Origin of the sequence: Legionella parisiensis, assembly GCF_001467945.1 — a bacterium.
GTDB classification, from domain to species: domain Bacteria; phylum Pseudomonadota; class Gammaproteobacteria; order Legionellales; family Legionellaceae; genus Legionella; species Legionella parisiensis.
Genome location: NZ_LNYQ01000013.1, coordinates 1,265,655 through 1,277,232 on the forward strand (window position 1 = coordinate 1,265,655; position 11,578 = coordinate 1,277,232).

Consider the following 11,578-nt stretch of genomic DNA (forward strand, 5'->3'; position numbering starts at 1 on the left):
GTTTTATTCTCTTAGTCACAGTAAGGTCATAGTCATGTTTCACTGGTTAAAGGAATGGTGGTACGAACGCATTGTACGACATTCTCTTGTAACAGGCGAAGAGTGGGCTGAAGCATTTCAAAGTTTACCCTTGCTGAATCGTTTAAATGAGCATGAAAAAATAAGGCTCAAACGATTAGCTATTTTATTTCTTTATTATAAATCCTTGGAAGGAGTTGGCGGACTGCGAATAACAGCAGCTATGCAATTAAATATCGCTTTGCAGGCATGTCTTCCAATTCTGAATCTTGGATTCGATTGGTATGACAGTTGGGTTTCCGTCATAATCTACCCCGGAGCATACTCCCATGAGAGCAAGGAAATCGACGAATTTGGGGTAGAGCATTTGGGAAGATCGCATTTAAGCGGAGAATCATGGCAACGCGGACCAGTTATTATCTCTTGGGACGATGCATTACATCATGGTGGTGTGAGTGGGAGAAATGTGGTGATCCATGAGTTTGCTCATAAATTGGATATGCAAAATGGTAGGGCGAATGGATTTCCCCCTCTTCATAAAGGAATGTCTGCGCAGCATTGGGCTGAGGTTTTTAATAGGGGCTATAATGATTTGGTAAGTCGTATTCAACGACATGATTCTATTTCTATCGATCCTTATGCTATTACCTCTCCAGCTGAATTTTTTGCTGTATTTTCCGAATTATTTTTTGAAAAACCTGAAATAATCAAAAATTATTATTCTGAGATTTATGATTTACTCGTTAAATTTTATCGTCAGGATCCATTGAACATTTTGTAGTCTGCAGCGCAGCGTAACCCAGGACTAGGACATGAGTGAATATTTGAACCCCAGGTTACTCTGCACTGCACAAACCTACGTTACTGAACTATTACAATTTACCAACTAAAAGTATATCGTGTTTCTCTAGAACTCCAACCATCCATGATGTGTATTTCAAGCTGTTTTTCAGAGACTAGTTTAAATTCGATTAACGAGCCCCAATAAGGATTATGGAATTCAAAAACTTGTTTGGTCTGTCCTGTCGTTAACTTGCAAGAAACTTGTCGCGGCTCTGGAGCTCCAAGACCGTCACCATAACCTAAATCCAATTGGGTAGATCCCTGTGAGTGGCCTGAAGAAGTCACTTCATTCAGCCAATTACACTCAATTTTAGCAGATAGAGGATGTTGATTTTTGAGTTTTAAACAACTTCTATGTATACTGGTACATGGTTTTGCAAAACTCGCTCCAGCAATTAAACCCATCAAAAGAAAAGTGTAAAATTTAATCATTATTGTGCCTAATCAGTTTTGGGTGAGTTTTTTTTATCATCATTAATAAATTGTTGTCAATGGTTTTAAACAAACAGTCATTTATTGAAAAACCAAAAAATGAGCATAATGATGAGACTAATTATGATGCATGTAGTGATGGGGAAATAAAAAGTAAAGTTATTTTTGTGGATTATGATGTCACCGGGCAATTTACCCAAGCCGATTTTTTTTATAAATGGCCAAAATATACCAATTATTAGTAAAATAACACCTAAGATAATTAGAATTTTTTGGATCATATTTTTTTATTCATGATTCGAAATAGATTGTTTAATATTAACAAGGAAAAAGAATGAAACAAAAAATTTCAATGTATGCCGCTTCGATACCTGTTTTTAAACAGATGCTTACCTCACTCAATGCAATTTTAGAAAAAACGCAGGCTCATATTGATCATAATAAAATGAACCCAGAATCATTCTTACAAGCAAGCCTTTTTCCGAATATGTATCATTTCACACGCCAGGTACAGATTGCAACCGATTTTGCTAAAAGTGTGTCTGCTCGTTTGGCAGGTATGGAGGTTCCTGTTTTTGAAGATAATGAAAAAACTTTTTTTGAGCTGAGTGGTCGTATTGAAAAAACGCTATTCTTTCTTTCTAATATCCTTCCAGAAGATATTAACGGTAATGAAGAGAAAGAAATTATTCTTCGCCCAGGAACTCCAAAAGAGCGGAAACTTATCGGAGAAACTTATCTTTTGCATTACGGGTTACCGCAATTTTTCTTTCATGTTACTACTGCCTATGACATCTTAAGAAGTTTAGGAGTTGATATTGGCAAAGCAGATTACATGGGGACTTTTTAACAATGTAGCCCGGGTTTTGCTTTTGCTGCACCCGGGAAAGTTATTATTCCTCACATTTTACAGCTCTTACTGAGCTGTGAGCCTAATAGACTAAAATTCCAGTGCTTTGAACTTCCTGTTCATCATGCACGACGGAGGGAGCAACCACATCTCTTTTTACTGGAATCCCTGCTTCTTCACCGACCAAACCAGCTTCATAACACAGCAGTTCGCTTGTTTTGAAGAATCGTCGTGTTTGATAACGTGCTTTTTGGATCTCCTCATTTTCAATTTTCCCAATAGTCGGAGCCGTTTCCAAGAGCTCTTTCTCGATTTCTGAAACGTATTGTTTAGATGCTTCATCGAGATAAGCTGCAAGATCTTGTTTGATCTGGATTACAAATTTTTCTATAAGTTCAGTTCTTTTTCTATCTAACCCGACATTATGGTCATTGAATGCATCCAAAGTCTCACTTTCTTCTTCTTCAATAAAAGATAAATTTTCTTTAAGTTCTGCAAGTTGATTTTGAAAGGAATGGATTTCTCTTTGCCGAAGGTAAATTATACCCCTTAACTTAATGCCCTCCATATAGGTGCAATCATTTTCTTTCATACGTTTTTCTGCTGCAGTAATGATTTTTTCAGTATCTAATATTTCTTCTTCTTTGAGGCGAATTAGTTCAGTAACATTCTGCATTCTTGCTTTAATTTTATCAAGATCTCTTTGGATTTTTGATTGTTCATCAATAGAAACAGCAACACTTAGGTCAGGTGCTTTACCCAAAATTGTGCTGAGTCGACTTTGATCTACAGAGTTTAGTTTCCAATTCCACTGCTTCAGCTCGTCGGCATACTCCAATTTTTGTCTTATTAGATCGGGTAGTTCACTTCGATCAATATCTAAATTACTCCAATCATGAGTTAAAAGCTCTTTTAGTCTAAATAATTTCTCAAATGAAGAGCGTTTTCGCACGGGAAGAATTTCAATTACTTCTACATTTGCTAATTTAAGAAGCGCATCTTTATTTTCCTCAAGTTCTGATTGAATTTTCCTGAGTTCACTTCGCTCTGTTTCTACTCGGGTTAGGAAAGAGGATTGATATCCAGTAAATCCTTCTTGTACTGGTGCATCTTCAACTTGTAGTTCTATATAAGATTGTATGCCATCACTACCACTTTGAATACGCAACTGCTTTGGGTTTATTTTTAATAACGTAGCTAATTGGTTCTGTTTTTGTGCAAATAGGCTTTCTTCAACGTCTTGATTAAGTCCATCGGATTTATCCAATTCCTCAATAGAGTGTAAAAGTTGTTTTTTTAATGCATTAAGTTGGCTTAAATAGGGGTAATATGCTTTATATGAGCTAAAACGTACAGTCGCTTCATATAATTCCTGTACAACATGACTTGGATTGCCTTCGCTTTGATGGCTTATTTCAAGTAGTGTTTTTTTCATATGCTCCCAAGTAGGATCATAAGAATTGAAAAAATATGGTGAGGTATTTGTTAGCAATCTACGGAATGAAGTAATCTGGTGTTCTGAAACTGCCTTATCATGGCATTTTTGTCTAAAGTCAAGATCACAATGGGGCGCATTATTTAATGAATCAATGGCATCTAACGCATCATTAATCACATTTCGGGGTGATAAGTGTTTTATTGAAAACAGATATTTATCTTTTAAAATGACTCTGTGATGTTGAAGTGCAGTATAGAGTTTTTGAATTTTGTCTTTGTCCTGAGGTGAGTTAATTAAATCCTCAGACAAAGTATAAATATCCAAAGCAGCTTTTTTGGCTACAGTTCGTTCAAGGAGAGCATCAAAAGGAACTGGATTTTCATGTACCCAAGCAAATTCATTAAGTAAATGTTGGGCCAGCTTTTTCATAATTTCTTCATTATATGACTTTTGCAAGTTACTTAAACTTGGATTTTCAGGTAAGCCTAAGTTTCGATAAAGTGTAGAAAAAGTAAGAACTAAGCCTTGCATTTTAAATTGTTCGACGAGCGGGAGTTTCGTTAAATCAGCACAGTGATCTATAAGTAGGGGACTGATCTGGGTTAGTAATTCCTTAATTTCTTTACTGTCGGCTTTCATTAATTTTTTTTGATAGAATTGAATGATACTTTCAGTAACTTCTTGTTTTTCTTTGCGGTGCAAAACCTTGTTTTTTTGTTCGATTAACTTATTAATTACTGTCCTAACTATTTCAGGGATAAAGGAGGGATTTTTTGATGTATTTTTAGGAAAAAAAATGTTTATGGATTCTGGATAAACAGCGCAAAAATCCCCAATCAAATGAGGCAGAATTTGCTTGCTTTGCGCTAATTCTAAATCACTTTTTTCTTTGCCTGAGGGCTTAGCGTATTCTAGAACTGCTCCCGCTTTATCAGCAATCACCGTTTCAAGATTTTGGTGCATTAATGCTTTTATTCCAGCGGTAAATGGTTTGCTTTTTTGTTGTAGCTTTATTTGAATATTTAATTCTTGTATGAAGTCCAACTGTTTTAAATACTTAAGTCTTAGTGATTGCTCATGACTTATATGAGTTGCTTTTTCTGCTTTAGCAGCCCATCTTTCTTCTCGAGCAGACTCCCACAGTTTGCAGGTAGACTTTTTAAACTGGGAGATACTTTCATTAAGAGAAGTTTGTGATACATTTGGATCTTGTGAGCGAGTCAGTTCATTCAAAAGCATTTCACGCCATTGATAGAATTCGAATTGTATTTTCGGATCATCAGGATAGAGTTCAAGGAGTAAGCTTTCCCATGCTTCAATTTGTTGCATCAAGATTTGTTGTACTTCATCGATGCTCTGAGTATATATTCTGTCAACTGTTTCCTGTAATTGAATTTTCTCTCTTAATACTTCGACTGTATGTTCATTAATGCGTTGCCGTGTCCAAGGAAACGCATAATAAAAAAACTTATTGAGTATATCTTCAGGTGGTTTTACTTGATAAATCGGTAACCATTCACCGGGTTTTCCATTACGAGCAGTACGACCGGGAATCTGAGTGGTCATTCTTACTGTATCAAGATAAGTTTGTATTACAAATAAACCTTTGGGATGATCAGTCTTGATGTCTATTCCTTTTGCGAGCATCGCTGTACCTACAGTAATGGTATTGACTTGACCAGCCTGCTTAATAATCTTATCCAATTCGCCAGGGGTTTCCTTACCTGTAATAATCTGGATTATAAACCCCTGCTTTTTATAAATTTCTAAACTTTTGCCGATTGCCTGTGCTTCATCAAAATCCTCATTAATAATAAGAATAGGTTGAGTTTGAGTGCGACTCCATTCCTCAATGGCAATTTTTCTTTCAGCAATTAAATGTTCATATTCATCGTTAGTCTGAATCTCTTCAGTAGGATCAATCTTCATCATGGTTGGTGTAACAGGACATTTGATTTTGTCAAATGTCTCATGTATTGCTTTGATGCTTTGTTCACGATTTAAAGTAAAAATCGGATCATGATCGATACGTTTATCTCCAGCATGAGGTGCGATACTGAGCGCTTGAGTTCCCAGTGATGTATCTAGGCTTTCGAGCTCATGTTTATCTCCCGGGGTTGCTGAAATACCAAGCAAACGCCCTAAGGTTTTTTGGAAAAATTTAATTAATCCTTGTGCAGATTGGCTGGCAAGTACTGAGGGAACAGGATCAATAACAATATACTGGGCTTGATCTTTAGACTCAGCTCTTAGACGTGCCTGTAAAGCTTGTTGTACCTCTTCGGTGAAAATTGAACCTGTTTTAGGATTACTGCGAATTAGGGGAACACAGGCAATTTTTTTAGTAATTTCGTGGCCTGCTTCATCCTTTTCTTTGATAGGTTGCATTATGAAATGCTTATTTTCAGACAGGGTTGCGGCGATACCGCTGGCATGTAACCATTGTTTCAGTTGTGTGTTACTTGATGCCATTAAATAATTTAGTTTTTCAATATCGCCGTTAAATTGCTCATTAATTTGTTTGTTGAGAAACAATCTGAATTGCTCCAGATCTTCATCTTCATCCCAAACTTTACCTCGTGCGGGATCATCATTACGGAATGCTGGTAAATTGATGAATTGATAGGCTAGTGGATAAATCCATTGTGCAGGGTTGTCAGCATGATTGGATTCGGCTTCTGTAACTAATTTATAAAGTGTTAATTGATCTAAAAGTGCATCATCAGACTCATCTAAAACAATATGTACAGGACCATTTGTTGCAAGTAATTTTTCTTTATTGGCTATTTTAGCAGCTAAATGGAAGCAGGCCATGTCTTCAACGGTGGAGCAGTTGATTCCATCAGGTTGAAATGCTTCAGTAGGGGTATCACCTTGAATGAGTGCGGATGGAATTCCCAAAAAAATAAAAAAAGGTTCACAGTTATTCTCATAATCTCGAGCCAGCAGTGTTGAGTTGGCTGTCCATTGAACAACAGTGCCGCCTTGTGCCCATTGCAGAACAGAAAGCATTGGCGTATTAAGGCTTTTTCCTTCCCCAGTTTTGATACGCATTAATAAATTAGATGACGGATCTTCTAATGCAAGCAACAGGATAAGCATTTGTGTGGTATTCGGAAACAAACCTGTAGTTCTAAAGTAGATTTCTCTTAAATAAGCTAAAAGCTTCAGTTGGGTTACTTCTCTTTGTTCGGGATTAGATTTTGAGCGTAGCTGTTGAAGTAATATGCTCGCATTTTCTTTTAAATCCTGACGTGAGGAGGCAGTTAAATTTTTTAAACCTGTAAAATCTCCAGGCTTTAATGGGTCTGTGTAACCTAATGTTTCAATAAAAGTTAATTGACGTGCTAGTTTCATTTGCAATGCATGAGGAAAATTTGTTTCATGCAATAAATCTCGCAAATTTTCTAAAGCATATTTTATACGATCTGTTGCAAATTGCTGAGATAAATCCCTTTCTTCACCATTTTTAGCAAAAGGATTTGTGTCAAAGCTTAAACAGTAGGCATGAAGTTTTTCAGAGTCATGTGCGCGTAATGCAGTATTAAGGCTTTGTGCATTCGGGTAGGGCGATGTGGCAAATAATTTAAAGACGCGATCGACATCATCGGCAGAACGTCTTCCTAAACCTTTAGTAATTTCCAGCAATGCACGTAAATTTACCGTGGAGTCTTTTTTATTTTTAGCTAATCCAGCTAGAATTGCAGTAATTTTTATCCTGCTTATGGGTTTGATTTGCTCTAATTGCTGCAGAATTTGAGGATAGGTATTGAGATTTGCATGATCTTGAGTAGCTTTATTGAGCAATGCAATGCAAAGTTCAGTTTGTTCTGAATTGTGAGTTAAGAATGATTGAGTATTTTGGACGACTTCTTGAATGTGTTCTGAGTTTGTATCTGGTAATCCCAAAATTTGAATGATTTGCTTAATAATTAATGACTTAGTAAGTTGCGGTAGTTCCGATTTTTTGAATTCATTTAATGCAGCAAGTGGGAAAGGAGTAGGACTTTTCAAGTTATGAGTCATGCTCATTTTGAAAAACATAATTTGGGTATCTAACTCAAGATCTGATAATTTAAAAAGCTCAGTTATACCATTGACCGCCCGTTCAATCGCAGTATTATCTGCATGAGAATGCTCCTCTAAAGCTTGAGTTGTCAGCTTTAAATAGAGATCCAGCTTGTCTGGACTTTCTTTGATGAGCTGATTAACTAAAATTTGTTTTTGTTTATAATTTAGACGAGCTAAAGCTCCTGTGTTAAGTTGTTTGTAGATTTTGTTGAATTGTTGAGGAAGTCGGTCATGTAGATCAATGAGTAAGTTGAGATAATTTGCAATTGATTCAATTTTGTCTTTATAGTTTTGGAGCGTCAGATCAGAAGGGGCATTTTCATCAATTACCGCAGCATCTGCAAGGACGCTTTTGTCAAACTCAGGATCTTGTGTATTCAATTGTAATAATGTCTTTCTTAAAGCAGGCAATACTTTTTTCTGAACCAGTTCTTCTTTAAAAAAGAATGTTAAAGAATGTGTCTCATTAAAAGCTGCCATCCAAGAAAGACAGGTATTCAAATCTAAGTCTTTAACAATGAGTTTGTTCTCAGGATTATCAAAGAATGCCTTCATTGGAGAGACAATTAAGTTATGGACAGGAGCTAAAATAGCAGCTAAAGCTTTCCCCGTAATTTGATCGGTTTCTTTTCTTTTCCCAGTGAGCAAAAAGCTTAAGATATACTCTCCTTTCGTTTCTCTGACGAGACGATACATACCATTGAGCAATATAGGCTTTTTCTCTTCAAAAAATCTAAGTTTTTCAATAACTTGTTCAAACTGAGGATGGGGCTGCTGTAATAAAGTAACTAATTCATCTACTGCATCAAAAAGCGGCATCAATTCTTGATCCAGTTGTTCGCGCAATGCATTGGGAACAATGAAACTTTGCAAATGTCCTTGCAATGCTTTTTTTAATGCTTTTATGTCAAAAATCGCGCTTCTTTTTTTAATCGCGTCGACTAGAGCATCAACTATTAAATCATCGAGCTTGGAAATATCACCATTTCCAAGTACGCACCCCGGGAAAGGGTTTGTTTCAATGAGGAGTGCTTTTAACCAGGTTTCCTGTTTTTCTAAGGTTAAACATTCATCAGGAATAGTTTCTACTGAATTTGCAAGCTTATCCAATAGCACTAGAATTTGCTCTATTTTAGGCAATGCTTGTGATTTTGAGATATTGATTTGGCTCAAAGTACTTAATACGACGCGTTGAAAAACTTCGCCTTTTTTAGCTTGTACGCTTTGAATTGCTAATAATAGATTATCAATATTCTCTTGAGTTAAATTGGGCTCATTAAGTTTTACGAGTAATGTGATAACTTCTGGAGTTAAGGCTTGACGATTTTTTTCTAGTATCGCAGCAAAAGATGCAATAACTGACAGAGAAAACTGATTTACTTCCGGAGCGGGATCTGTTTTTTGAATACGCTCTTGCAATGTATTGAGTAGTTCAAATCCTTCGTTTTCCAAGCATGATGCAAGTGGAGCAATGAAATCTTCTTTAAATTGTTTGTCGGCAAAAGAAGCTTTGAACTCAATACATTGATTCATTAATGCATTGATTTGTGCAAATGAAGGGTTGGGCTTGAATTTAAAGCTTCGTGAAAATGCTTGCAGTAAATCACTTCGATCATTTGGATCTAACTTTTGCAGTGAATCAATGCAACTTTTTAAAGTTTCTTTCCATTGACCGGGACTTAGGAGAGTCTTATCTGCAAAAGCACACGTTAAAATAAACGTGAGTTGATTTTTTTGAACGGTGGACCAAGAAACGAGCTTTTCTATTTCAAGAAGCTGTTCCTGGATGTCAGGCAATCTGATCTCAGCCTTCCAATGTTGACCCATATATCGAAATAACCAGGGTTTAAGTTCAAGGTGTTCGTCGTCAATTTGTTGATAAATGAGTTCAGGATCGGTAATGGTGTCTTCAGGATTTTCAATTTTCATACACGAAGCAACTTGCTTAAATTGCTCCGAAGTAGGCTTTAGCAACATGGCATAATGAACACCTGTTGATCCCCAATTGAGCTCTGTCAAAGAAAGACACTGTTCTTGTGGGTTTTTAGCATGTTCTATAACATCCAACACTCGATTTAAGGTAATAAGCAAATGTCCTTCATGGTTAATCGGACACAAATTGGGTAAAGTCAGATTTTTTTCTGAAATTCGAGGAAGGAAAACTTGAGTATAGGCTTCAAAAAAATTATTAAAATCAAAGCTGCTTCTGTCATGTTTAAGGTGATTAGCAACCAGTTTGTTCCACCATTCTCTTTGTTCTGCTGGAAGTTGGATTAATTTTTGAAGATTTTTAATTCCCCGAGTGCTCAATAATGAATTTTGTACTTCAGGGTTGTTGAGGAAATCAAGATTAATTTTTTTATTCAAACAGGAATGAAACAGTCTCACTAGTAAAGCAGTATGTGATTCACCGCCAAGTATATATTGCTTGCAAAGCAAAGGAATAATGAATTCGTCATGCTGCTGAGCAGATAGAGCAGGCTCAGTCGCTCGGTATAATTGAAGTAATAACGCCTTAACTTCGGTTTCATATACGGATAACAGACCGAGTAATATATTTTTTTGATCAGATGAGTACTTAGTTTCCAGTAGGATGGAAAGAGTTTGTCGAGCCAGATTAGGAAATAGCGTTGTTGCTTCTTCAACTGAAGGTAATGTTAAAGATTCCAGTTTTTTAAGTACAGGGGCTAACGCAGAAGGAAGCCTTCTCGGTGTATCAGTATAACAAAGCGCTTTTTTATCTTTGTTAATATAGAATCCTTTAGGAAGATTACTGGGGATAATACCATCTTTAAAGGCATAACTATGTTCATTTATAACGGCGATAGCTGATTCTTGTAGGTTTTCAATACCTAAAGCCCTAAGCTGTTTGACTAATTCAGGAAGATCAGGCAATTCAATAGGGACTAAAATAAGATCAGGGCTTTTTATAAGTTCACTCTGTTCAAGATGAATGTTTTTTTGAACGCTTGGTGGTTTAGGTAGAAGAATACTTCTTTGAATTTGGATACGTGCACGAACAGCAGGTGACTTAGAGTTCAGAACATACTTTATTGGGTTAATTTTCGGTGTGCTGGATGTACTTTTAAGTAGGGTTTCTGCTGTTTTATCCAATACGGCCCGACGAGCAAGTAGCGCGAGTCGATTAGACGTCTGCTGGCTTTCTGGAATCTTAAAAATAAAGAGACGTTTACGATCGTCGCTAATAAAGCGGAATAGGCTATCAATATCTTTTTCAACGAATTGTTGTGGATCAAGTTCAATTTCTAAGGGGGTGTAGTTTATTTCGGTTTCGTATGTAGTAATCAGATTTTCTAGTAAGGATTGGAGATATTTGTTTTGTGAATATTGAGGCACAGCAAAACTCCTGGAATCAAAAGAAATCAAGATCATACATCGTAATTCTTAACAGGAGATTAAGCGTCAAAAATGTAATGGATGTACTCTTAATTTCGCTAATGGTGAATCGTATTATAATGAAAAGAAAAGAATATATACAATGCGATATGTAAATAAGTTATTCATATAAGATGTGTTTTTTTATGAATACTATATTGCACCAGTAATTCACTTTTTTATTTTTCTTTGAAGTAGCCACCGGTATTGATTTTCTGTAAATGAAACCGATTTAAAAACTTATTTCTTACTATTTTTAAATATGAAATAAACTTCTTTAGGAAAAGTGTAAAATTTGCTTGACAGATCCTGGGTGGCTCATTAAACTGCGAACCTAATTTTGGGGTTATAGCTCAGCTGGGAGAGCGCTTGCATGGCATGCAAGAGGTCGGCGGTTCGATCCCGCCTAGCTCCACCATCAACATCTTTGATGTTGATGGAAAAAACGTTCAAGGTCCCCATCGTCTAGCGGCCTAGGACACTGCCCTTTCACGGCGGTAACAGGGGTTCGAACCCCCTTGGGGACGCCA

The 11,578-nt window shown here is 36.4% G+C and carries 5 protein-coding genes and 2 tRNA genes; 4 read left to right on the top strand and 3 right to left on the bottom strand.

The window, feature by feature from the left end; genetic code table 11:
- Window positions 1-34 precede the first annotated feature (34 nt).
- On the top strand, window positions 35-799 hold the full coding sequence (locus Lpar_RS11660) for a M90 family metallopeptidase (protein WP_058518098.1): 765 nt from the start codon (window positions 35-37) through the stop codon (window positions 797-799).
- A 98-nt stretch (window positions 800-897) separates the two neighbouring features.
- On the opposite strand, the gene Lpar_RS11665 is transcribed toward Lpar_RS11660, so the two are convergent.
- The gene (locus tag Lpar_RS11665; RefSeq protein WP_058518099.1) at window positions 898-1,293 is read right to left on the bottom strand and encodes a hypothetical protein; all 396 of its coding nucleotides are present in this window, start codon (window positions 1,291-1,293) and stop codon (window positions 898-900) included.
- 77 nt (window positions 1,294-1,370) lie between these two features.
- Window positions 1,371-1,574, bottom strand: a complete 204-nt coding sequence (locus tag Lpar_RS18555) for a DUF2905 domain-containing protein (protein WP_172465769.1) — start codon at window positions 1,572-1,574, stop codon at window positions 1,371-1,373.
- 53 nt (window positions 1,575-1,627) lie between these two features.
- Here Lpar_RS18555 and Lpar_RS11675 point away from each other — a divergent pair, with 53 nt between their 5' ends.
- Window positions 1,628-2,143, top strand: a complete 516-nt coding sequence (locus Lpar_RS11675) for a DUF1993 domain-containing protein (RefSeq protein ID WP_058518101.1) — start codon at window positions 1,628-1,630, stop codon at window positions 2,141-2,143.
- A gap of 82 nt (window positions 2,144-2,225) precedes the next feature.
- On the opposite strand, the gene Lpar_RS11680 is transcribed toward Lpar_RS11675, so the two are convergent.
- Window positions 2,226-11,009, bottom strand: coding sequence for a hypothetical protein (locus Lpar_RS11680; protein WP_065236073.1), 8,784 nt, complete (start codon window positions 11,007-11,009; stop codon window positions 2,226-2,228).
- A 381-nt stretch (window positions 11,010-11,390) separates the two neighbouring features.
- On the opposite strand from Lpar_RS11680, the gene Lpar_RS11685 reads away from it, so the two are divergent.
- Together Lpar_RS11685 and Lpar_RS11690 are read left to right on the top strand one after the other, a co-directional pair.
- Window positions 11,391-11,466: transfer RNA gene (locus Lpar_RS11685), tRNA-Ala, on the top strand.
- A 36-nt stretch (window positions 11,467-11,502) separates the two neighbouring features.
- Window positions 11,503-11,578, top strand: a tRNA-Glu gene (locus Lpar_RS11690).

Excerpts from the sequence above, each read along its gene's own strand:
- Lpar_RS11675 (WP_058518101.1), top strand. The coding sequence starts at position 1,628 with ATGAAACAAAAAATTTCAATGTATGCCGCTTCGATACCTGTTTTTAAA.
- Lpar_RS11660 (WP_058518098.1), top strand. The coding sequence starts at position 35 with ATGTTTCACTGGTTAAAGGAATGGTGGTACGAACGCATTGTACGACAT.
- Lpar_RS11665 (WP_058518099.1), bottom strand. The coding sequence starts at position 1,293 with ATGATTAAATTTTACACTTTTCTTTTGATGGGTTTAATTGCTGGAGCG.
- Lpar_RS18555 (WP_172465769.1), bottom strand. The coding sequence starts at position 1,574 with ATGATCCAAAAAATTCTAATTATCTTAGGTGTTATTTTACTAATAATT.